This window comes from Spirosoma migulaei (genome assembly GCF_054776855.1).
Map to the genome: position 1 here is coordinate 143371 of NZ_BAAHBG010000018.1, position 23019 is coordinate 166389.

Consider the following 23019-nt stretch of genomic DNA (forward strand, 5'->3'; position numbering starts at 1 on the left):
AAATTAATTAATTGTAATAGTCTACCCTCCGTCCCAAGTCAGTAATTTCTATTGCTTGGTTTTACTCCTCATTCGCTGGGTAGTCTAATCGCTGACGAGCTTGCTCTATAGCTAAATGTAGTTTTTGCTCTAATACAGTGGTTGGTAATTGATAGGTTAGATATTCCGCTACTCGTATATCCCCTTTGTCCAATTGCATCAGTTCAATGTGTTCGCGCGTTTTCTCAGCGCACAAAATTAGGCCAATCGGAGAGGCCTCACCTTCAAGCATTTCATACTGTTTAAGCCAGCCCAGATAGAGTTCCATTTGGCCTTTGTAAGCTGCCTTGAACCGACCTAATTTTAAGTCGATAGCTACGAGTCGCCGTAATCGACGATGATAAAATAGTAAATCAATACGGTGATCTTCGCCGTCGATAACAATGCGCTTCTGCCTGGCCATAAACGCAAAGTCACTGCCCAATTCAATGATGAATTTCTGAAGTTCTGACAGGATCGCATCTTCCAGCTCCAGTTCAGAGTAATTATTCTCTAATCCTAGAAAGTCAAGTACATAAGGGTCGCGAAAAACTAGGTCAGGTGAGAGTTGATTTTCATCCCGCAGCTGGGCTAATTCTTGCCTGATCGTTTCTTCAGGTAACTTTGAAATCGCCGTACGTTCATACAACATACCATCCATCTTCTTCTGGAGAGTACGGACGCTCCATCGTTCCAGCCGCGCCATCTGCATATAAAAGTCTCGTTTCAACTCATCTTTTATGGTTACAAACGTCACGAAATGAGACCAGTTGAATTGTTCAGACACTGTCTGAATAATTTCAGTGTCGGGATATAGTCGGGCAAGTTCAATGGCATTTGTCAAGTTGGCTACGCTGAATCCTCGGCCGAATTCGGCAATCAACTGCTCACTGAGCCGACGGATCGTCTGTTTACCATATTCAGCTCGACCCTGATTTAATATGTCCTCATTGATTCGTTTCCCAATAGCCCAATACAGCCGGGTGATTTCAGTATTGATAACCGAGGCTATTTGTTGACGTGACTGAGCTATAAGCACACGTAAATCATTAAGCAGCGGATCAGCTGTGGATAGGTCTGAATTCATAAAATAATTAATGATGAACTAAAGAAATCAAGGCTATATCAAAAGTAAGGAATCAAATGGGGGTAAGCTTAGATATAGGGTAATGCCAGTCCTTAAGCATTATTTGCGTATTCACTTTAAAGTGCAATAGTACGTATTTAAGCCCTAAAAACAGGTGATAAAAAATTTTATAGTGATAAATATTGCGAATTGAAATTATTATACTCTCCTTTGTGTCAGAATGCTGACTATTTTTACCCATCCCATGATTTACACGGCAGTAGAGCAGTTCTTGCAGCAGATTAAAGTAAAAGCTGACAAACACGGTTTAGCTTTTCTTGAGAAGCCTACCAATAATCTTGATCAATTACTTGAGATGAATTTAACGGTAGCTCAGCGAACATCCATTATTAAAGGGTTAAGTCCAGAAGATTATTCTACTGGGCCATATCTGTGTAATCTACACCCACAATACCCATCTATGGTTTTTGGAAGGACTTTGCAGAAAGGAGAGGTGTTTATAGAATTATCAAAAGGAGTTGACAAAGCTCCCGTAATGTGTCGAGCATTTCGTTGGGCATCAAAGAAACTGATTTACCCTTTCAAAAATAAAATATTAGTATGAACAGCCCCCTAACAGGTTCTCCGATGGAATTGAGGACTAGGCCAGAGACGCGATTTTTTCGCCGTGAGCCATTCCAGATTGTCCATCACTTCTACTTGTGTGAGGAGACTGGCGAGGAGTTCACCGATGAGCATACGGACTCAGTCAATCAAAACCAAGTGCTCAATCAATACAGGGCAGCTCATAATTTGCCATTCCCCGACGAAATTGCTGCGATTCGGACAAAATACGGCTTATCGGCAAGCAAGATGGCAGAGGTTCTTGGCTTTGGAATTAATAGCTATCGACAATATGAGACAGGTGAAATTCCATCTGACTCAAATGCTCGACTGATACAGTTAGCTAAAGATCCTGAAGAATTTAAAAAGCTGATCTGCATCAGCGGAGTACTGGAGGAACAGGAACAGGAAAAATTGCTATCAAAAATTGATCAGTTGATTTTTGAAGAGAGACGCAATAAACCTGTCAACTGGGTAAGTGAATATCTCTTCGGCAGCTTACGACCTAGTCAGTACACTGGTTATCGACGCCCTAACGTGGAGAAATTTGTGTATATGACAATGTTCTTCGCAGAGAAGACTAAGCCTTATAAGACTAAGCTTAATAAGCTGATGTTCTATGCAGATTTCCTCTGCTTTAAGCGACATCAAATGTCAATATCGGGAGCTACCTATCGGGCTATCCAACTAGGACCGGTTCCAAATAACTATGATGCGTTGTATGCACACGGTGTAAAAGAAGACTTATATCGGGTACATTATGAAGAATTTGACAATCGTATAGGAGAACAATACTGTTCGTGTGAACACGTAGCGTTCCGGAATGAATTGTTTAGTAACGAAGAGTTGGCTGTACTTGACGAGGTTGTCAAACGGTTTTACTCTGCCCGCACCAGTGACATTGTTGGTATTAGCCACGAAGAGCGTGCCTGGACTGATCATGAAGGTCAGCACGAGAAAATTGATTATAAGTATGCGTTCGACTTAAAAGCCGTTTAGAATCTGGATCAACGAGAAAATTATAAAAACGAAAAGTGCTCCCGCCCTGGCCTGAGAAACCTGTGGAGCACTTTTCCGGCCGAAACGTTAAAGCGATCAGAAAACCGCTTGTGGGGAATGATCAACCCCAAACGTTTCATGAATTTGTCGTGAACGACATTGCAAATGTAATGCATCGTGCAGAAAAAACAACAACTGCACTTTACATGCATTGTTATGTCTTCCTTCCGATTCTTCATCGTTTTCTGACGGTACTGCTTTACACAATGTAGAGCGGCTTTTTGTCAATTTTTACTGATAGTACGATGAAGCCATCTTATTCTACGGCCTTTAGTTGCCGTCGCTCTGCGCGGAAAAATACACCACTAGTTGCCCACCCAATTGAAATCGCAGTTAGTGATAATCGGAATGACTTTCCCGAAGACATGGTACGTGTTAACTGGCAGGGTATTACACTTGAGGCACGTGGTGCTAATGGTCAGTTATTAACACTCATAGTCTTCCTAATTCTCATTGGTATTATAGTCGCCCTAGCTACTGTTGACTAAGACTTGAGCACTCCAAATGTTGGAATCTCCATCTATAAATCAGATGACTATGATACTTGAGACAATTGGCCAGAAAGTGGCCATCAGCCTTGCAACAAGTTGGCTGAAAAAATTTACAGAGGAAAAGTTGCCTTCAAAGCAAATGCGTCGGTTGTGGGTAGCCAGCAAATTTGCCGGAAGCAAAACTTTATACCGAGTGTCAGTAGGGTACTTGTACCGAATCAAGCTAGACGATAAATACCTGCTGGTTCGTGGCAAACGAATCGACCAATTTCAACCTGTAGGCGGTGTTAGGAAATGGTACACACCAGCGATCGACGCATTAGAGTCAATGGGCGTACGTGATGATGATTGTCTACCCATTGATGACACGAGTCGGCATGATCTACGAGTTCGGGTACCAGGTAAGAATATATTTGAGTTTTTAAAATGGTATAACAAACAGAAACATCGTGAAGTGGATCAGACTCGCGAGTTTCAGGAAGAACTTGTTAAACCAGGTTTGCTGCCGGCTGATAAGTTTGCCACAATTGACGTTCGATACCTCTATACGGTACCGACGTTTCATTACTCTCAGTACTTTAAATCTCAGGAACTGCTGTATCATGAAGTGTATGAACTAATGCCAACGGCGTCTCAGGAAGCGGCCTTACGTGCGATGCAGCAACAGGATCACTTAGACTACAAATGGGTGACCGAAGATTTAATTGAAAGCTTGGGCTATGATATACGGCTAAAAAATAAGCCGTTCGCAATTGGAGAACACGCGAAATTACTGATTAGTAACACCACTAAAATCTTCTCTGAGTAAAATCATGTTACCGATACCACTATCTACAAACCATTTTCAAATTAGTCAGCTCGATGATACGCTGAACCGGGTAGCTGAGAGCTTACAACTAGATCCAACCAGGCGTCAGCGTATTGAAACTAGCTATAAGGCAGTAAGTGAGTGGATTGAAAAAGATTTGCAGTTCTTTCAGGATGCACTTATTGATATTTACCCGCAAGGATCTATCAGAATCGACACCACAGTTAAACCTTACCGCCAAAGCGAATTCGACGTCGATTTTGTTTGCCACCTAGATTTCCTGACAGGTAAGCTACATGAAGCGATTGAAGTATTAAATGAATTGGAACGTCGGCTCCGCGAACACGATACATATAAGAGTATGATCGAACGAAAGAACCGGTGCATCCGAATCGTTTACGCGGACGATTTTCATCTGGATATCTTGGTGGGTTGCCAAGAATTAGTAGACAACAGTGAACGCTTAATTGTGCCAGATCGGCAGTTAAAAGATTGGACGTTCAGCAATCCGCTTGGTTACGGTAACTGGTTCGAACAGCAAGCCTGGGTTCCAAAACAGGAATGGCAGCTTCTAAAAGAATCGTACCAAAAGCGCATGATGGTTGAGGCTGCCCAAAAGCTAACAGACCCCGTACCTTATGCACTCAAGCCCCCGCTTAAACGTGCTGTCCAGATTTTAAAGCGCATAAGAGATGTGTACTTCTATGATAATCCAGATTTGGCTGCGTCAAGTATCGTACTGACAACTACGGCAGGTTATTCTTACCAAAAGCAGTTGTCAATTACTGATATTATCGCTGGTTGGGCAGACTATACATTGTCTCAGGTAAGATATAATGAGCACAGAGAGCCAATACCATTTGAAGTTCCCAACCCAGCGAATCCACAGGAAAACTTTGGTGATAAGTGGAAAACCGAACCGAAACAGTATAAGGCATTTATCAACTTCGTTTCGTATATGCGAGACGTCTGGGGAAAAATTGTCTCCACAAGCGACTCAGCAACTAGTGACGAGTTATTGCAAAAATTATTTGGTAATGAACGTGTAAAACGCATACTAACAGAGCAACGTGCTTGGACAGAAAAATCCCAAAAAGTAGAAAGATTAAGTGGGCTAATAACAGCCCCTGGGCTTCACACAACGCGGGATGTCAAATTGACTCCAGATCCTACACCGATTAAGAATCAGCCGCATAGGTTTCATGGTGGTCAACGTTTTTCCGCTGGTAAGATTCGTCAACGAAATACGGTTGGATTTTACCAAATGCATTTTTTACAGCAGGCTTATGGAAGTACGTTTCGGTGCCGAGTAGAGAACGGCAAATTAATCGCTGAAGGGTGGATTCAACCGCATGAGTTATGTTGTCGATACAAGGTAAAAATCGAATATTTACCAGGCATGGCTCCCTGGGTATATATAGTCAACCCAGTTATTGAGCCAAATCCAAACATCCACATGCACTCAGACAAAAGTCTGTGCTTGCATTTCGCTAGTGATCACATTTGGACAAACCGAACTCGAATCACCGAAACTACAGTTCCTTGGATTGCGGAATGGATTGTATGTTACGAAGTGTGGTTGTTAACTAATAAATGGATCGGAGCAGAAGCACCACACTAACCTATAAAGCCGCCATCTGGTATTCACTTTTAATTCTCTACTTACATGAGATTCGATAACAAACAACTTTCTCACTTCATTGATAAAATCAAGCTTCAGCCCGAGAATATGGGTAAGTATCGGGATCAAATTGCGAATTTAAAAAAGCGGTTGGAAGCCAAGATCGGTGAAGATGACTCACATGGGCTTAAAGTGACTAAATACATTATTGGCGGTTCATGGAAAAAGCATACGATTCTAAAGCCAACCGGGGACAATCCAATAGACATTGATTTACTGCTTTTTGTTGAGGGTGATAGCAACATTCAAAATGATCTAAAAAAACTGTATGAGTTCATTGTTGGCTACCTAGAATCAATATACCCGCAAAAGGACATCAGGAAAGATTTTGACGCCCAAGGGAACACCAAATCAGTAACTATTACTTTCAGTGGCACAGGTTTAGAAGTAGATATTGTGCCTGTTGTGCCCTTAGAAAATCTTCCGGACTACGTCTGGCAACCCAGTAGGCGTGGAGGGAAAAAATACATTACTAGCGTTACAAAACAACTTGCCTTTTCACTTACCAAGCGAAAACAGAATTCATCCTACACAGCGATCGTACGGGCAATCAAATGGTGGAAGAATTATAAAGAGCTCTATCCGACAGACGACGAACCGGGCTTATCTTCTTTTGCCATTGAGCTAATTACAGCCTATTTAGATGAGCAATATGGTGTTGAAGAGAACATCGAAGAGGGAATCATACGATTTTTTCAATTCTTAAGTACAGCTACTTTCCCAATAATCAGTTTTGAGGGAGCTATTAATAATGTCCCCAAATCATTTGATCCGCCCATTTTTGTTAGCGACAATACAAACAACGAAAACAATGTGGCTCGGAGAATGACAGAGGATAAATGGGCAGAAATAGTATCGGAGGCAGAAGAGGCATTTGATACATTAAATATGGCGATTGCCCGGAATAATGAAGGTGATACTATTCAAGAATGGAAATCAATATTTGGTCCAACGTTTAACATAAAGTAACATGTATAATACTACAGTAAATACAAGCACATACACCGTGCTTGATGTTAGGAAGACATTTGAAAATTGTGAAGCTGATATCCGAACGATCGCTCGACGAACGGGAAAGTGGACAATGGATTACGTGGATCAAATCTTTCACGATGTTATTATACTAGCTGAAAAAGAGTACTTACACTCTGTGGATATTGCCTTAGTGGATAATGCAACAGGCAAAGTATTAAGAGCTAGTAAGTTTGTCGTAAACTCATTAGGGAGAGCCACGGATAGTGAGCGGGCAGGTAAAAACAATGACTGGATAGACATTGCCAATACGCGTCTTACGGTTATTCTGTCGTATACACCAAAATGGAAAGCGTTAACCACAACGCAACGAGCTAACGTACAGAAAGACTTTCAGATTCCCTGGTCACCCTCTTCGATCAATAACTCATTTCCGCATCTGGCCAGCAGCAACGCCCAATTATACGCTAGCAAAGGCTTTGAACTTCAAAAAACAAACTTTAAGTAATGGAATCAATATTTGAAAATACCCTTGAATTACCTAGTGATATCATTCAAAAAAGGACTCAGAGTTTAGTTGGATTTGACAGCAAATTCAACCGTATTTATTCAAATCTTAAATTACTTCTCGATCAAGATGGACTGGCAAAATGGAGCAAGAAGTTTCACCAAACCCAGCTCCCCATTATCGAGCATCTCCAAGATAAATACCCATTAATCATCTTGTCAGGTGATGCTGGGACGGGAAAAACCATATCCGCTGAAGCAATAGCAGATAAGATGGTCAGGGAATTAAAAAAAGAAGGTTTCTTTTTGAAATTAAGTACTAGGGTGCGGGGGGAAGGTTTACACGGACAAATGGGCAATTTAGTGAATGATGCCTTTGCCGAACTGAAAAAGCAGGCTGGAAAACGTCGTATAGCCTTTCTTCTTATTGATGAAGCAGATGCGATTGCTTCTACGAGATCAACCATGCAAATGCATCAGGAGGAAAAGGCAGCTGTCAACACGCTCATCCAGAAGATTGATGAAATTAGGGAACTTCAAGGGCGGGCAGTTGTATTTATGTCAACTAACAGACTACATTTTTTAGATGAGGCTATTATCAGGAGAGCTTCTATTGTACTCGAGTTTGAACGTCCGAATAAAGAAGAACGAATAGCGCTCTTCGAAAAAAGCCTAAAAGGTTTAACGCTAACGAATGAAGAGCTCAACGAATTAGCCGAACTGACTGGACCTGAGAAAAACGAAGGCCTAGGCTTTTCTTTTTCTGATATTAGATTAAAAATACTTCCAGAAGCAATAGCAACTTGTTATCCTGACAGGGGTCTTACTTTCAACTCTATAAAAGACGTTGTATTAAAAGTAAAACCAAGCCCGCAAATTAAATGAAAAAATTCTCAGTAGAAGTAATTGTATCCCTTATACTGATAGCAGTAGGCTATTGGGGGAATCAACCATTTTGGGAATCAGGTTTCTCTCAAGCTGGTATTATAACCTTAATAACATTTATCTTTACGTTTGTCGTTACAAATTTTAATAGGCTAAAGCTATCTCTATATTTACTTTGGCTGTCTTTATTTAAGGAACGAGTACGCTTCTCAATGGCTTATCTTTATGTAATTAAAGTTGAGGATAAACTTCTATTAGTGAAAAATTTTAATTTTGGCCACTATCAATTAGTTGGTGGGAAATATAAACGCTTTGAAAGGACACAAAGTATTTTACAGAATGATTATGATTCTCGAGATGATTTAAAACTCGTCAATTCAGGTGGGATGAAAGATGATTTTGCTCTGTTTATTCCTGCTTCAAAATCACTAAAGTTTTTAGATTGGTTTAATACAGGAAAGGATCGCGAAGTTTCTCATTGGAGAGAATTTTATGAGGAGCTTATTGAAGGAAAATCTTCGGTTTTGTCTCAGAAAAATTTCAAGTATGTAAATTATTACTTCAAAGGAACAGTTACGACACCGATCCATACAACACCTGGGTGGGGCTGTAAAGAAATACTTCAGTACGACATTCTCGAGTTAATTCCAACTACAATTCAGTATGAAGAATTAAAACACCTTTATGAACAAGGGGATACTGACTATATAAAGTGGGCTGATGATGAGTTAATCCAATGTTTAGGACATTGTAATAGACAAAAACGATTATTGTATAAAATTGGCGCCCATACAAAATGGGCTATCAATATGAAATGGAGCCAAGATTAAACAAGCAATCGGTGGTAAACTGATGTTGAATTTACAAACTAGGTTGCAATTTTTCGGCTTTGGAATATAACATAACTACTATAAAGTACTGTGATACCAATGCAATAATAATTTACGTACCTATAAATCACCAATTTATTTATAAGCGAATAATTTAAAAATAGTAGTAGTAAAGCACCAAAAAATACGACACATAAGAAGGAAAAATATAGCCAAACATTATAGTTTAATTTAAAACTATAGAAAAGAAAACAACAAGGGATCAAAACTATTGGAACTATAGTAAATAGAAAATTACCCGTTGGATTAGTATATTTAAAAGCTACAAACATACAAATAGACACAACCAAGTCGAGGTACACATAGCTCCAAGTATCTTTTTGTTCCGGACTAAACTGTGGATCCATGACAAAATAAAGGTGATAGTAGTCCATGGCAAAAAAAACGGTTAATGCTAGCTTAATATAGTAAATGTCACTGCTTTCAAAGGGAAGTAAATCATATAACATAGATCCTAATATACCAGGATAAAAGAAATCATAAATGAGTCGTTGCTTAATCGATTTTTCAAAAGCAGGAGCATTCATATTTAAAGTAATTGGAATAGATTGCTAAAGTGAACTTTATAGAAAATATGCATTAATACCAAGGTCGCTCATAAATATCCCAATAGTCATTAGCTTCGATAATTTCTAGTCCTACTCCTTGAAGAAACTTTAATTTACCAGCTAATCTTAAATCAGGTGATATATTACTTTTTGTAACATACCAACCAGCTTTTCGTCGCTCTGGAAATTTTTTAAAATATTTGGCTCTTTCAATTAATAACCAACGGATAAATACCTCATTTTCTGCCAAATTTAAGCCAATAATACAAAGGGGCCTGTTGAAAATTATATGTAACCAACTTTTTGCCCCTCTCCATCTTTCCTGATTTTTTCCGCTAAATAATTTATTTTCATCACCCTTATGAAGTAGCGTTCGGGCTTTTTCGACTGACCCCATATAATGTGTAAGGCCTAATCGAATACTTCTATGGTAATTTACAAATCCATTTATGTACCAAATACCGAAACCATCTGTTGGATATTCCAACTGCCTGTCGCCAAAATAAGTGGTCCAGGGATAAAAATCAGTAAAACCTTTTGTATCAGTATAATATTGCCTTAATGAATAACAATTTGGTAAGATAAGATCAAAATTTGTTGTTAATATAGGGGCGTTGATTAGATAAGCTTTTGCGACAAGAGCCGTATGGTGTTGTTGAAAGGTCCACCCAGAAAGTAGTTCACTAGCTTTTTTCTGAATTTGGAAATTAGAAGTGCGACTTTCTCCTGCAGAAATTTCTAGTAAATCGTAAAACTCTGTTAATGTAATTCCCTCCGGAACTTGATTATATGAATCTGGAGAAAATTCATTCCAAAGTCTTATAAGTAACTCATCCCAAGAAATAGCTTGTGGATTGTTCAAATATCGATTTATTCCATTACCAATGATGAAAGCGATATTACCCTGATTCTGCTCAACAATTGAACCCAAATCCATAGCCTATAGTAGCTTAGGTTTTCTTGAATTTTGTAATAAATGACAAATTATAAAGTAACTTAGACAGAACCATCTTTTGCGCAAATAAATTAATCTAAGTAACTACATCTCTGATACTAACACAAAAAATATGATATAGTAATAACCATTTTCACAAGTTAATGCTGTTAACATTTAGATGGGTAAAGGTAGGCAAATTTGATAATCTTATCCTGCAAATCAGTATTGAAAGCAAAAATTCTGAAAATCTAACTGTAACTGCCAGCTTTATTTACCTAAATGCGGATATTCCGTTAATATGCTACTAAGAAACACCATCTATCCATCCCTTATCTTTAAGTTTTCCTATAATCAAGTTATCAATGATTTTTGGAATTGAAGTATCCCAAGGATAGTCAGATTTTTGATCGAGCCATTTAAATGCCTTGTCTTTAAATTTGTCGTTCAATGCAACTGGTTTGAATAGTTGAAGGTGAATTTCCCGAAGCAATTCAAATTCATTCCAATTTCGCGGTGCAGTTGTGACTTTCTTTTGGTTCAAGAATTGAAAGGTATACTGCCGATCAATCGGTGCAATTTTGTTAGGTATATAATGGGCCAAAACCTTAGAAACGCCAACAATTTTGAATTCGGAAGCCATTGGATTCAAAGTGTCAAATAAATTTTTGATATAATCAAATTCAACACTGCTACTATCCTCTAGCATAGTATTTTCTAGTTTCCTGAATATGGATTCACAATCATTAACGCTTTTTTCAAAAACATCAAAGTTATTCAACTTGGCTCCCCCTTTTCCCATTCGGTGCATACCCCATGCAGTTAAAGTAGCATATACATACTCTATTTTTTGTGGATTTTGTAATGACAACGCTCTGATGTGAAAATGAAGGCTTGGACCAGTAAAGCCAGTTTCTTTGTAGTATAGATCATGGTATTTCACACAGTTATCAGTTAAATCACTGATTAATACTTCCCAGTTAATGGAAGCTTTCTTTTTAATTTTTGGCATGTTGATAGAGGAAATGATTAAAATTCAGGAGTAATTAAGTTACCTTAACGATCACTCCACGATCTATTATATTCCTGATATTTAGCGCTATTTATTCACGATGACTGATAAACTCAGATTTTTATGAATTTATCAACTCGATAACTCGTTGCACCTGCATCACATGAAAGGGTTTACCACGACGTGTCCGAAAACCATTACTATTAAGCGTCTCAGCAATCTGACTCCAATTCTGGCCTGCCTGCCGCAGTGAGCGAGCCAATGTAGCTGCCCGTCGATTGTTTTCATCTTGACGGGCAGCTACATTGGCGAATCTGACGACTTTTCAGAATAGCGGCTCCATCCAGGTTGGCAGGCGTTCCCAACTGAGCTCCCTGACGCTTTTTTTCGGCTAATGCTTTTCGTGTACGCTCACCAATCAGCTCCCGCTCATACTGCGCCATCGTAGCCATAACGCCGATAGTGAGCGTATTGGCTTCAGGCATATCGGCACAAACGAACTCAATACCCGAATCCCTCAATGTAAAAATAAAGGCCACGTTTCGGGTCAACCGGTCCAGCTTGGCAATTAATAGGACTGCCCGTTGCTCTTTACAGTACGCGATGGCAGCCAGTAATTGAGGCCGGTCATTTTTCTTCCCTGACTCAACATCGGTAAATTCTCCTACCAGCACTCCGTTACCACCCAGATAGGTATTGACAGCTGAGCGTTGGGCTTCCAGGCCTAGGCCACTTCGTCCCTGTTTCTGAGTTGACACCCGGAAGTAGCCTACGTAGGGTCGCTGCATCATTTGAGTTGTATTTAGACAATTTGTGTCCGAAACAATGTTCCACGGCACAAAAATTACGCTTATGGCATAAAGGTACTCGGATTTAACATTTAACAAACGCTCGTTTAATAAATGTTAAATTCACATACATCCACTTCTCATCTAAGTTGTAGCGACTGTGTTTTGAACTGCAGCTCCAATTTCAACACCTCGTTGGCGGAGATATTTATATAATGTGGTTTTAGAAATGTGTAACTCGCGGGCGATTTGTTCCACTGAGTATTTATTTTCTTTGTAAAGGCTTTCACCAATGCGGGCTTTCTGCTCAGCCGCCTTGGAAAGACCTTTACGACGCCCTAAGAGTTGCCCCCGTCTACGGGCGGAGGCTAAACCAGCTAGTGTGCGCTCCCGAATTACCTCTCGTTCAAACTCGGCTAGACTAGCGAAAATGCGAAAAACGAGCCGACCCTGAGCCGTCGTGGTGTCGATCGGGTCGTTCAGACTGACTAATCCAACATGTTGCTCCTCTAACTGAGTCACAATCTCGATTAAGTGATTTAAGGAACGGCCTAGTCGATCCAGTTTCCAAATAATGAGGGTATCACCTTGCCGAATGATTTCTAATAGTCTGATTAGTTCTGGCCGTTCAATTTTACTACCACTGGCTTTCTCCTGAAAGATTTTTAAGCAACCTGCTGCTTTTAGGGCATCTAGCTGAAGTGCCAAGTTTTGATCTTGCGTTGAGACTCGGGCATAACCTAACTTCATGGTATAATAGTGACTGTCTCACGTTAGGGACGTGAAAGTGAGAAATCTATTTTCGATTCAGAAAGCAGGTTGTGAACGTTGAAGTTACAGAATTATCAGGTTGCTAATGCTCAACTTAAAAAGCTTGTGTCTACCACGAATAACTGATGGAAGAAATCATTAGTCATTTTTTGCTGTAACCGTTCACGAAAAGGTTGCCTTTTCTGAACGACTACTATGAAAAGTACAAAATATTAAAAAGTGGTGGGAAGAACATCCTTAATTTTATTTAGTGGTAAAATACAATTTAAGGACGGAATTAAACTGAATAATGGCCAATAATTAGCAACTCTATTCACCTATTGAGGAACGTTTATGGGTGAACTTACCCCAAAAACAAAAATGCATTTCGGCTGTCGATTAAATAGTAAACAATAGGTTCCTTTTTATGAAAATTTATTAAACACATGGGTAACAAACCTGCAATGACCATCACAGATTCATTACCCTGTCCAAATACGAACGACCTTAGGCAACGTAACGCAGCAGCAAACCAATCATAGCGGCTCCACCAATGAGGCTTAATTCAGGTAGTTTCTTGAACCCATAAAGCAGTCCCACAGTGGCTAGGGCGATCAAAATGGCAGGCACATCAACCAATTGCCGACGCGCTAGCACCACTACGGCCCCGGCTATCGCTCCGACAGCCGCAACGGTGATGCCATCTACGAAGGCTTTAACACCTGGATGCTTACCCCAGCGTTTAAAGTAGGGCGCGGGTAAAACCGTCAATAAGTAACAGGGTAGAAACGTGGCCAAGGCTGCGATGCAGGCACCCGGAAAACCCGCCACCAAGTAGCCGATAAAAGCTACCGTAATGACGACTGGACCGGGGGTAATCATGGCCACCGCCACCGCGTCCAAAAACTGTTGCTCATTCAACCAGCCATATTCTTTGACTACGCCACCATACAAAAATGGGACGATGGCCAGCCCACTTCCGAACACAAAGGTTCCTGCTTTGGCGAAGAAGATAGCCAGCTTCCAACCGATGGAATCCGTAAGGAAGTCTAGACCTGCTGGCAGAAAAAAAGCGATACTATTTCCCATACCGGGGCGAATTAATTGAGGGGGTGTCTTTACCAGCCAATAAATGGCCCCCGACAATAAAACCAGCCACAACAATTCCGATTCCGTAACAGCGGTGACAATGGCAGACACGGTAAGTAAGGTCCAGCCCAATTGATCTTTTCCTACGGTTTTGGTCGTCAGCTTGTAAGTGCCAATGGTGATGATGCCGATCACGGCGGCTCCAATGCCATAGAAGATGGCTTGCATCCAGGGTAGGCCCCCGAATCGCTGATAAGCCCAGCCCAGCGCTACCACCATGATAAAGGAAGGCAGGATGAAGGCCACACCCACGAGTGTAGCCCCCCAAACGCCATAGTGAACATAGCCCAGGTAGATGGCTACTTGAGCTGCCAAAGGGCCAGGAGCCAATTGCGCCAACGCCATGCCTTCCCGGTAATCGTCCTCACTGATCCACTGTCGTTCCAGGACTAAATCATGGTGCATGGCACTGACCAGGGCGGGCGGTCCGCCAAAGCCCAACGTGCCCAAACGCACGAAGTAACGCACCAGATCATTCAATGAATAAGAAGCGTGTTGGTTCATCGAAGTGAGTATAACCGTTTTTAGCGTGAGTCAACGAACTAGAAAACAATGCCGAATTGAAAGCCAATCGTGGCCGATGTGGGGCGGTCGTTGCCGAAACGGATCGGCAGGGGCACCGCCACAAAATAGTTGAGCGTTTGACCGTGCCGGACAATTTTATTGAACACGGGTGTCACGCCGTACCGACCCGACGTTTCAAACGCGAGTCGTCCGGCAAACGTAAAATCATGTCCCAGATTGACCAGCACGCCAGGATGAAACAGCACATTGGCCACGCGGCTCGTCCCGTCCTGAGCCCGGATCAAGGGCACGACTTCGACCGAAAAGCCGATTTGTTTTGTTTTCCATAGATTGAGGCCAATGGGAAAACCGACCACATAATAATTGCTAAAGTTCGTCTCAGATCCATTCTTATCAACGGTCACTAACGGATGAAGAACCCCCAGATAGCCAACTACGCGGGGATAGGTTGGTGAAAGTGTTGAGGGTGGTGTTTGGGCAAAAACACAATTTTCATTTAGGCACGAAAGCAGTGCTATGAAGAGACATGCAGTAGGATAATTGAGTAACCAGCCTCTACTAGATTTGGCCGATTTCGGGCTGCAATGGATTCGGTTTATCAATGACGTATCAGTTTTAACGCAAGGATACGCCGATGGTCAGGCCCGAAATAGAATGAATTTAACCTTTTGTATCTGCTTTACCTTTTGCCCTATTTTTTCGGTAATCAGATGGATTTTGTCCAAGCTGTTTTTTGAAAATACGGGTGAAGTGGCTCTGGTCAGAGAAGCCGGTTAGATAAGCGATTTCGGTCAGGGTGTAAGTGGTGTTTTCCAGTAATTGGAGGGCTTTTTCAATACGCAGTTTACGAATGTACTCCCCAAACGATAAATCATCAAAATAGCGAGCAAACGTGCGCGAAACATAAGCCGGATTCACGTCCAGACTTTCGGACAATTCGGTTAAGCTGAGCCGGTACGCCGGTGCGGTCAGATTTGTATCGATCTGATCTTGAATGGCTTCCTTCAAGCCATCAACCCAGGCGGGAAGCTTGCGGGTGCCTGTTGGTTTGAGATACGCATGCAGCACCTGTAACAAAAGCCGCTCGGTAGGGCTTTGCGTGTGTTTACTCGTCTGAAGGTGTTTCGCCCAGCTATAAAGTGCATCATAAATGACCATGCCATGCGCTAATAACTTCTGGTCATCGGTGATATTGAACGCCAAGCCCGCCGAGATTGCCCATAGACCCGCTGACTGGGAAGCTAAGGCATGATCATCGGTATCAGCACCACGAATAATGGGGGCGATTGCCTGCAAAGCCGGATCGGTGAGCTTATGTTTTTGCAGAAAGTAATCGAAGGTGCAACGGTCTTCATAGTGCGTGTATTCAACGTGGGGCACATCAAAGGGAATCGCGTCTAACGTTTGCGCCTGTTGGAGAACCTGATCTTCCGGGACAAAGAGAACTGTGGCTTGTGGGTCGATAAATCGTTTGATAAGCCACGGACAAGCCAGTCGGTCAATTTTTGGGCGTTCTCGTGTAATCCAATTCATACTTGAAAAATGAGGGTAGCGAGATAAGTAACAAAGCAGAATATATATATTATCTCACGAAACGCCCCAAGTAAGAAGCAGACACAGGTGATCTTCATCGTCTCATAAGTTCAGTGGTCCACATGAACTCTGTAGAAGCTATGCCGTTAGCTGTAAAGGCTTTAAAAGAAGCAGCAAGGAGGGAATACGTCGTATAATCTCTTATATGTTAGCTAAGGTACGAAAATATTAAACTTATTACTCATGGATTATTTGTCTCAAGTAACCCTCCCAGTTGAGACGAAAGTAGCTTCGTATAGCAATGCGCTAAATTGGACCTTCCCCAAGACGGCTAAAACCTTGTTGGCAAACCAACCAATCAGTTGTGCCCCTTAGACGGCTGGCTACAATTGCCTGTAACAAAAGATAGCCAGGATTTAAGTACTTTTTTATAACTTCCATCCATTTTTCTGGATTAACGGGTTGGTAGCTTGGCTACTCCGCTTATTCACCCAAATGCCCGTTTGTCTAATCAGATCAAAACCCTTCGCATTAATCAGCAAGATAGACGATGCAGATAGCTGAAGAATCGGTGAACTTGTGGCAACTGGATCAGCTGGATAACCTGGAGTTGCTCTCCGCAAGCTTTGTTCATCAGTCGTTTCCCCGTCACTCGCATTCGACCTACTCGGTGGCACTCATTGAAGAGGGGATCGAACTCTTGCAGTTTGGCACTCAGCTGATCTATGCCCAGATGGGGCAAATCATCTTGATAAACCCAGACGAACCCCACGCCAATAAACCGGGGGATGAACGAGGCTGGTGTTACCGCAACTTCTACCTGACCAGGGATCATTTTTACGTTGCCGGTAACAGGTTGGGAATACCCTTGCTTCAGCCGCCCCATTTTGCTCAACGCATCATTAACAATCCACTACTTTTTGATCGCCTGAGACGAATTCACCAACAGTTGGAAATGCAAGGGCCAACGGTTGTGAATGAACAAGACCTGTTTACCTGTTTAGGGGAATTAGTGCTCCGATATGCCCAGTTGAAACCGATAGCCAATCCATTGGCATTTAGCCCAGGGTTACTGGAGGTGGTCGAAACCATCAATCAAGAGCCTGCTCAGCCGATGTCAATTGATCAGATGGCCCGACAAGCCGGACTCAGCCGGTTTCATTTCATCCGCCGGTTCAGCCAGTTAACCGGCCTTCCACCCATGGCCTACACCATTCAAAAACGGATTGAGCTGGCCAAAACGCTACTTCGTCAGCAAATGCCGATCGCTCAGGTTGCCTTGGAGACCGGCTTTTTTGATCAGAGTCATTTCACCCACTCCTTTAAGCGGCTGACAGGTACCACCCCAGGCGATTTGCGGTAGTTTTTTTTCAGAAGAGCACTATTTTACAAGAGTTCATGAACCAGGATGGCTTGTTTTGCCAGGGTAAACAAACTCTTACTCATGAGTCAACAAGCATCGACTGTTTTTAGGTATACAGCAGGTTCACTGTGGATTATTCTGTGCTGCGGAGGCAGTAACCCGCTGCTGGCGCAAAACCATAGAGTAAAATCGATTGAGAATAGCCTGATCCTGAGTGCCACCATCAATGGGCGCAATGGTGATTATTCACTCGATGAGCGGATGAGCTACTACGGGGTGCCTGGCGTCAGCTTGGCTGTTCTCGACCAGGATTCGTTGTGTCTCCAAAAAGGGTATGGCTTTGCCGATCGGGAGGGCCATAAACAAATTACGCCATCCACTCTCTTTCAAGCCGCTTCGGTTAGTAAGTCCATTACAGCGGTAGCGGTCATGAAATTAGTGGAAGGGCAAAAACTGTCCCTGGACAACGATGTCAATCAGTATTTGAGGAACTGGCAGATCGATTATGGCTCCTATCCACCCGGCACCTTTGTGAGTTTACGCCAGTTGCTTTCCCACACTGCTGGCCTATCGGTAAGTGGTTTTTCAGGGTATGTGCCCGGTGTTCCTTTACCGGGTATTGTCCAGATTCTAACTGGGACACCTCCTGCCAATAATGGGCGGGTTCAGTTGACTACGCGCCCAGGTGAGAAGTGGGCTTATTCAGGTGGGGGATACACGGTCATTCAAAAAATCATTGAGGATGTTTTACAGACGCCCTATGCCCAGGCCATCGATTCGTTGGTTTTAAAGCCGCTATCAATGAGCAACAGCTTTTTCAATAGGGAGTATACCTACCAGCCTGAGCAACAGGTAGCGGTCGGCTATGATTATGGCAGTCAGCGAATCCCCGCTGGCTGGAACCTGTACCCCGAACTGGCTGCCGCCGGGCTTTGGACAACCCCCACCGACATACTGTCCTTTATTCGAGCCCTGGCTCAATCCCTGGCCGGAAAGCCAAAAAGCTATTTGTCCAGAACAAGTGCCGATCTGATCCTGGAGGAAGGGCTGGGATTTTTTGTTGATTCGAAGACCTCGCCCACAATGTTTTCCTTTCGAGGTACGAATCGGGGGTATCGCTGCGAGTTTATAGGATTTACTCAAAACAATCATAGCTATGGTGCGATGGTGATGGCCAATTCCTACAATAGTCGCTACCTACTTCAGGAAATTCTACGCAGTATTGCCGCTCAATATGGCTGGCGCTATCCCTTTGCGGCTACTCCTAAAGACATTTCGGTGGTCAACGTATCGGGACAAGACCTGGACAAACTGATCGGCACATTTCGATCCGCCACCAGCAATCAAATCATTTCTATTGAGCGGCAGGGCGGTATGCTTCAAGGCACCCAACAGTGGGATAACTATTCGTTTTCTTTGCAAGCGCTATCCGAGCATCGTTTTATAAATCCTTCCAGCTTACAGCAGTATGACTTTTCCTTGGATAGTAACGGTAAAGTACATGAATTGAGGGTCGACAATAAAATGAGTTTTATAAAAGCGACTCCCTGACTATCTTATGAAGGCCTTGTCAACCATAGTCCATGAGTGATTAAATATGGAAACATTTGTTACCAATTCGTTCATCAGCAGGTTGATTAGCTGCCAAACGCTTAAGCTGGGAGTCAATTTACAGATCAACTAAAGTCGACGGGTTTAGTTGGTGGGATATCTCTTGCTTGCCTGAGGCTGGTGTTGGTCTCAAGAAAACGCTCCCACTTGAGACGATAGAAGCTTCATGTCTGTGCTTCTAAATTGGAACGAATAAAGGGACGGGAAATAAGGGTGTTGTATAAAAAAATTAGTAGAGATAAGTGTCAGGATAAAACCCTGATTATCAAATGGCTTTATCCTGACTATAGTATATTAAAGCTGGGGTTTATGAATACAGTTTAGGTAGCTCCTAGTCAGCTTCGGCATCGCTGTTAAACTAGTAATTTTCCTTTAGAGAAGGTAGGTGTCGCAAAAGATGTTTGCCAAGTCCCCCAACGACAGTAGCGTCTAGGCCATCGTCGCCCAAACGGTATTCTGACGTTGCTAGCCAGGGCGGCCTACTTGATCGTCAGCTGATTGACCATACTACCTACTTTGGCTCCCTGGGTCAGTCCAGTGCTAATGGATGGTGCGTAATGGATACCACCCAGCAATCGCGACCGACCCGCTTCCTGAGCATACTCCTGAAACGTATTGTAGGACCTAACACCATAGCTCAACGCATAGCTGTTGTCACTAAACTTGTAGCTGGTGCCAAACAGCTTTTCCAGGACGGCGGCACTGGCGGCTGATACGACCGCGTGAGCGGCCGAGTATTCTGGATGGGGCGGAGTAGGAATAACCGGGTTCCAGGAGGTCTTTTTCAGTACGTTGCGAATGTAAGTAAAAGGCCGAAGCAGATTATAGGTGTACTTTGTTTTAAAGGTCGAGACGGCTGCGTCACTCAGCGCAATACCGTGCTGGGCATAAGCGGCTGCGGCTTTGAACAAGTCCTGATTGGTCGTTACCAACAGTTGGGTTAGGATGTTGGTGGCGTGGGCCGGAACATTCAGATTGCCCGGCGTATCGGCCCAAAACCTCGCCGTGGTCGTATCCGTTTTGGTGAGCGATTGTGAAGTCGTATAGACCTCGTTTACCATCGCATAGAAAGCCGAACTGGGATCTTCGGAGTAAGTGGTCGGTGGCCCAGGCTGCGAACTGACAGCACTATTGGCGATAAACGTTCGGTTGTTACCCCAGCGCGGTAAAATGGGGGCTGCAGTGGGCGTAGGCACCCAAAATCCAGGCCCGACTGGGGGCGTATAGGTAGGGTCAGTCACATTTTTATAAGCCTGATGGCCGCCATCCGTTTTGGACCACTCAAAGATGGCATTGGCCACCTGCCGACCGTAGGTTTCGGCATTCGTTAGTTTGTCAGGAGGGGTAGCGACCTGAAACTGAGCCTTATAAACCGTTTCCAGCGAATCGATGCTTTTCAGGTTGGCCGCCGATGTACTTTCAAAGAACTGCCTGGTAAGGCTGGCCATGGCTGCGTTGAGGCTTTCGGGCCAATAGTACTGATCGGCATCCTTGCTGGGCGTGAGAGCATTCCCGCCAATTTGGGCCAGCAATGAGGTGTTACCCTCGATGCCGGGTCGTACGGCTTCATACATCGTAATTCCTGCATAGCCAAACGAGCGGTTGGAAACGATGGAATTGTAGCCGGTAGTGCTAAGGGTCAGCCGGATCTGCATCTGCATCCAAGCATGGGCAACGTCGGCCGACAAGACTGAGGGGTTGATCGGGCGGTGATCCTGGCAGGAACCTACTAGTAGGAGAAAAACGAGCAGCCAGATAGAGGATCGCTTGACGTGTTGGGGAGGGGTAGATCGGTTCATTTTTCACGTACGCTAGGTGAAACTATGCCCTTTAGTTCAATTGCGACTGCGTCTGTCTGGCCGGTAGATGCTACCGATAGCCAACCGGAGGCTTAAGCAGAGCGCTACGTATGCTATGAGGGCGATGTAAAATTAAATCGGTGGTATCCTCCTGTATTGTAAAAAACCGTCAATTTCGTTCCTAGCAAAAAGTGGGATACTGATGATCCCCTTGCTATTCTTGGGGAATGCATGACGTGGGAACTGACGACTGAAGGCTTAGACCTCCAAGTACCCATTCACTCCCTTCATTCCTGTTTTTAGGAATGAAGGGTCTGGCGAATCAGCCATACATTCCGGTTTATATTTTTAGGCTGAACTGTTTTCATCTTTAGCTTAAAAAGACCATATTAGGCTTTACAAAACGTAGCCAATCAACTGGATATGAAGTACGTAGAATATCCCCTTAGTCCCCTGTTAAAGCCCTTTGTTACCCGAGTTTGGGAGTTTGAAATGGATGTACCGATGGGTGAGGTGATCCATCAGCCTGACTGTTGCACAGCCACGACTCACTTCATGTTTAATCTGAAGCCCCCCTTTAAAACAAGGCGGGGTGATCAACTCATTCAGGCGAACATTACGAATTTGATTACGCCCCTCACCAAGCCTGTCATCAATATGTTAGAAGGGGCTCATTTACATATTGGCGTCGAGTTTACCCTCACGGGTTTTCATCGACTGTGGCAAATTCCCTTATATGCCATCAATTCGTCGGATACTGTACTCTATGATTTACAGGCGGTTATTGGGCCAGAAGCTCGTCGGGTCTATAACCAATTAGGGGAAGCCCAGACAACGGCCCACCGGTTTGATCTAATGGAAAAATTTTTACTTCGGCACATCAACCGCAAACCCACCAAGGCGGGATTAGTCGAGGGGGTTGAGCAACTGGTTCAGAAAGAACCCGAATCCGTCTTGATTGATAAGCTCCTTAAACAACTTTATTGTAGCGAGAGTACGCTCTTGCGTCATTTTAACGAGCAACTCGGCATTTCCCCTAAAACGTACCTTCGTATTCAGCGGTTTCAACGAGTCCGTAACCAATTGCTTGAAAAAACGGATTGGCGCTGGCAAACGGGATTTGTCCATGTCGATTATTACGATCAAGCCCACTTTATCAAAGAATTCGTGGCCTTTTCGGGCCGGTCGCCTTCCCGTTATAAAACAAGCATGAATGAGGTAGAGGCATTTTTTTCTACATGCTTTCATTGACAACTTCTTTTCAAGCCAACGATTCATTAGGTTGGCAAAGCGAGAACGTACACTATGTATAAGTTAGAAAAGGATAAAACCAATCAACCTTGAACTTGAAAGGGACTTTCTCTAAAAAGACTTCTGAACGAAACGAAGGAGTGTTCATGTATCTGCTTCTTTAAATGGGCGATTCTTGGGACATTGACTAGAAACGGATACACCTTATGCAAATTGGTCGGCAACAAAGAATCTGATTCTCCTACCTGACTTTATTATTAAACCATTGGCTCGGCCGGAAAGTCAGCCATCTGCTTGGCAAACGTAGCCGACTCCTCACCACCCGTTGAGACCGCCCATTCGGCCATCGCATACAAGACCGAGCGCAACGCTTTACCCGACGCCGACAACTCATAGCTCACATGAGGGGGAACAACAGGTTTGGACCGTCGGATCACTAAACCAGCGGTTTCCAATTGTTTGAGTTGTTGAATAAGCACCTTTTCGGTTAAGCCGGGAATGGCTTTTCGCAGCTCGCTGTAGCGTTTGGGGCCCGTTAACAGGCTAAAGAGAATAACGGGCTTCCAGTAGCCGCCAATCTTGTCCATTACAAACGTAACGGGGCAGCTCACAAAGGCCTGCCGCTTATTTTCCTGCACCACTGATGCTAATTTTATGGGGGTCATACTATACCTACTTTGGGGCCAGTTCTTGGACAAAAGTACGTTCAGCGGTTGGTTTGCACAAAAACTCTCCGACCAATGAACATTACAGTA

21 protein-coding genes are annotated in these 23019 nt (G+C 43.3%); 11 read left to right on the forward strand and 10 right to left on the reverse strand.

Features of this window, described 5'->3' with window-relative positions; all coding sequences use genetic code 11:
• Window positions 1-61: 61 nt before the first annotated feature.
• Window positions 62-1105, reverse strand: a complete 1044-nt coding sequence (locus tag ACYVGO_RS20390) for a PDDEXK nuclease domain-containing protein (protein WP_460970834.1) — start codon at window positions 1103-1105, stop codon at window positions 62-64.
• Between the two features lie 220 nt (window positions 1106-1325).
• Here ACYVGO_RS20390 and ACYVGO_RS20395 point away from each other — a divergent pair, with 220 nt between their 5' ends.
• The 8 genes from ACYVGO_RS20395 to ACYVGO_RS20430 all read left to right on the forward strand — a co-directional run bounded on the left by ACYVGO_RS20395 (window position 1326) and on the right by ACYVGO_RS20430 (window position 8941).
• Window positions 1326-1709 (forward strand): hypothetical protein, encoded by a 384-nt coding sequence (locus ACYVGO_RS20395; protein ID WP_460970835.1) that lies wholly within the window; start codon window positions 1326-1328, stop codon window positions 1707-1709.
• Window positions 1706-2707, forward strand: coding sequence for a type II TA system antitoxin MqsA family protein (locus tag ACYVGO_RS20400; RefSeq protein WP_460970836.1), 1002 nt, complete (start codon window positions 1706-1708; stop codon window positions 2705-2707). Before ACYVGO_RS20395 ends, ACYVGO_RS20400 begins: the two co-directional genes overlap by 4 nt.
• Before the next feature lie 597 nt (window positions 2708-3304).
• Window positions 3305-4066: an SMODS-associated NUDIX domain-containing protein gene (locus tag ACYVGO_RS20405; RefSeq protein WP_460970837.1), complete on the forward strand. Its 762-nt coding sequence runs from the start codon at window positions 3305-3307 to the stop codon at window positions 4064-4066.
• 4 nt (window positions 4067-4070) lie between these two features.
• Window positions 4071-5687: a nucleotidyltransferase domain-containing protein gene (locus tag ACYVGO_RS20410; RefSeq protein WP_460970838.1), complete on the forward strand. Its 1617-nt coding sequence runs from the start codon at window positions 4071-4073 to the stop codon at window positions 5685-5687.
• Window positions 5688-5732: 45 nt separating this feature from the next.
• Window positions 5733-6716, forward strand: a complete 984-nt coding sequence (locus tag ACYVGO_RS20415; protein WP_460970839.1) for a CBASS oligonucleotide cyclase — start codon at window positions 5733-5735, stop codon at window positions 6714-6716.
• 1 nt (window position 6717) lies between these two features.
• Window positions 6718-7227 carry an HORMA-1 domain-containing protein gene (locus ACYVGO_RS20420; RefSeq protein ID WP_460970840.1) on the forward strand — a complete coding sequence of 170 codons (510 nt, stop codon included), beginning with the start codon at window positions 6718-6720 and terminating at the stop codon, window positions 7225-7227.
• Window positions 7227-8111, forward strand: a complete 885-nt coding sequence (locus ACYVGO_RS20425) for an AAA family ATPase (RefSeq protein ID WP_460970841.1) — start codon at window positions 7227-7229, stop codon at window positions 8109-8111. The genes ACYVGO_RS20420 and ACYVGO_RS20425 overlap by 1 nt, the downstream gene beginning before the upstream one ends.
• Entirely contained in the window at window positions 8108-8941 is an 834-nt protein-coding gene (locus tag ACYVGO_RS20430; protein ID WP_460970843.1) for an SMODS-associated NUDIX domain-containing protein, read from the forward strand. Before ACYVGO_RS20425 ends, ACYVGO_RS20430 begins: the two co-directional genes overlap by 4 nt.
• A gap of 639 nt (window positions 8942-9580) precedes the next feature.
• On the opposite strand, the gene ACYVGO_RS20435 is transcribed toward ACYVGO_RS20430, so the two are convergent.
• The 7 genes from ACYVGO_RS20435 to ACYVGO_RS20465 all read right to left on the reverse strand — a co-directional run bounded on the left by ACYVGO_RS20435 (window position 9581) and on the right by ACYVGO_RS20465 (window position 16240).
• Window positions 9581-10486, reverse strand: coding sequence for a hypothetical protein (locus ACYVGO_RS20435; protein WP_460970844.1), 906 nt, complete (start codon window positions 10484-10486; stop codon window positions 9581-9583).
• Between the two features lie 304 nt (window positions 10487-10790).
• Entirely contained in the window at window positions 10791-11495 is a 705-nt protein-coding gene (locus ACYVGO_RS20440; RefSeq protein WP_460970845.1) for a hypothetical protein, read from the reverse strand.
• Between the two features lie 284 nt (window positions 11496-11779).
• Window positions 11780-12286: a recombinase family protein gene (locus tag ACYVGO_RS20445; protein ID WP_460970846.1), complete on the reverse strand. Its 507-nt coding sequence runs from the start codon at window positions 12284-12286 to the stop codon at window positions 11780-11782.
• Between the two features lie 141 nt (window positions 12287-12427).
• Window positions 12428-13033 carry a recombinase family protein gene (locus ACYVGO_RS20450; RefSeq protein WP_460970847.1) on the reverse strand — a complete coding sequence of 202 codons (606 nt, stop codon included), beginning with the start codon at window positions 13031-13033 and terminating at the stop codon, window positions 12428-12430.
• A gap of 507 nt (window positions 13034-13540) precedes the next feature.
• Window positions 13541-14686 carry a chromate transporter gene (locus tag ACYVGO_RS20455; protein WP_460970848.1) on the reverse strand — a complete coding sequence of 382 codons (1146 nt, stop codon included), beginning with the start codon at window positions 14684-14686 and terminating at the stop codon, window positions 13541-13543.
• 38 nt (window positions 14687-14724) lie between these two features.
• Complete coding sequence (locus ACYVGO_RS20460) at window positions 14725-15309, reverse strand: hypothetical protein (RefSeq protein ID WP_460970849.1); 585 nt, start codon at window positions 15307-15309, stop codon at window positions 14725-14727.
• A gap of 58 nt (window positions 15310-15367) precedes the next feature.
• Window positions 15368-16240: a chromate resistance protein ChrB domain-containing protein gene (locus ACYVGO_RS20465; RefSeq protein WP_460970850.1), complete on the reverse strand. Its 873-nt coding sequence runs from the start codon at window positions 16238-16240 to the stop codon at window positions 15368-15370.
• A gap of 550 nt (window positions 16241-16790) precedes the next feature.
• On the opposite strand from ACYVGO_RS20465, the gene ACYVGO_RS20470 reads away from it, so the two are divergent.
• On the forward strand, window positions 16791-17603 hold the full coding sequence (locus ACYVGO_RS20470) for a helix-turn-helix domain-containing protein (RefSeq protein WP_460970851.1): 813 nt from the start codon (window positions 16791-16793) through the stop codon (window positions 17601-17603).
• An 81-nt stretch (window positions 17604-17684) separates the two neighbouring features.
• Entirely contained in the window at window positions 17685-19154 is a 1470-nt protein-coding gene (locus ACYVGO_RS20475) for a serine hydrolase domain-containing protein (RefSeq protein ID WP_460970852.1), read from the forward strand.
• A 539-nt stretch (window positions 19155-19693) separates the two neighbouring features.
• Here the strand turns inward: ACYVGO_RS20475 and ACYVGO_RS20480 are convergent.
• The gene (locus ACYVGO_RS20480; RefSeq protein ID WP_460970853.1) at window positions 19694-21013 is read right to left on the reverse strand and encodes a vanadium-dependent haloperoxidase; all 1320 of its coding nucleotides are present in this window, start codon (window positions 21011-21013) and stop codon (window positions 19694-19696) included.
• A 423-nt stretch (window positions 21014-21436) separates the two neighbouring features.
• Between ACYVGO_RS20480 and ACYVGO_RS20485 the strand changes: the two genes are divergently transcribed.
• Complete coding sequence (locus ACYVGO_RS20485) at window positions 21437-22264, forward strand: helix-turn-helix domain-containing protein (protein ID WP_460970854.1); 828 nt, start codon at window positions 21437-21439, stop codon at window positions 22262-22264.
• A gap of 257 nt (window positions 22265-22521) precedes the next feature.
• On the opposite strand, the gene ACYVGO_RS20490 is transcribed toward ACYVGO_RS20485, so the two are convergent.
• Window positions 22522-23019: winged helix-turn-helix transcriptional regulator (locus ACYVGO_RS20490; RefSeq protein WP_460970856.1), on the reverse strand; the 498-nt coding region annotated here is incomplete at its 5' end.